Below are 509 nucleotides of genomic sequence, written 5' to 3'. Positions count from 1 at the left end.
AAAGTAGACTTTTTGACACGTGATCATGAGGTTTATCCGGGCTTGTCCAAGGAGTTTACTCGATGATTGCCAAGGAATTTGAAGCATTTTTATTGGAGCAGGAAGAGACTTTTCTTACCCCTGCTGAGAATCTAGCAGCCTTGATTGATACCCATAATGCTGATCATGCAATTTTGGTGCTGAGCCAAATTACCTATACCCGTATCCCTGTTGTGACCTTTGACAAACGCTTTGTCGGAACCATTGGTCTGAGAGACATTTTGGCTTATCAAATGGAGCAAGGTTTGACGGATGAGCAGATGGCAACGACAGACATCGTCAATATGACCAAGACGGATGTGGCAGTTGTCGCTCCAGACTATAACATCACAGAGGTCCTCCATAAACTGGTAGATGAACCTTTCTTACCAGTCGTAGATGGTGAAGGGATTTTTCAAGGAATCATCACGCGCAAGTCTATCCTCAAGGCTGTCAATGCTCTCTTACATGACTTTAGTAAGGAATATGAG

At 43.6% G+C, this 509-nt stretch carries 1 protein-coding gene and 1 pseudogene; both read left to right on the top strand.

Features of this window, described 5'->3' with window-relative positions; translation table 11 throughout:
• Positions 1-66, top strand: a pseudogene (locus E2K52_RS15655) (YfcE family phosphodiesterase); the annotation flags it as partial.
• The coding region (gene cbpB / locus E2K52_RS14740) for a cyclic-di-AMP-binding protein CbpB (RefSeq protein ID WP_151205720.1) at positions 63-509 on the top strand (447 nt) is incomplete at its 3' end. The pseudogene E2K52_RS15655 and the gene cbpB, both read left to right, overlap by 4 nt.

The sequence above is a fragment of the Acinetobacter sp. RF14B genome (assembly GCF_006864105.1).
Lineage (GTDB): Bacteria > Pseudomonadota > Gammaproteobacteria > Pseudomonadales > Moraxellaceae > Acinetobacter > Acinetobacter lwoffii_C.
Note: the sequence above shows the minus strand (reverse complement) of the source record. Positions and strands in the feature narration are given on the sequence as shown.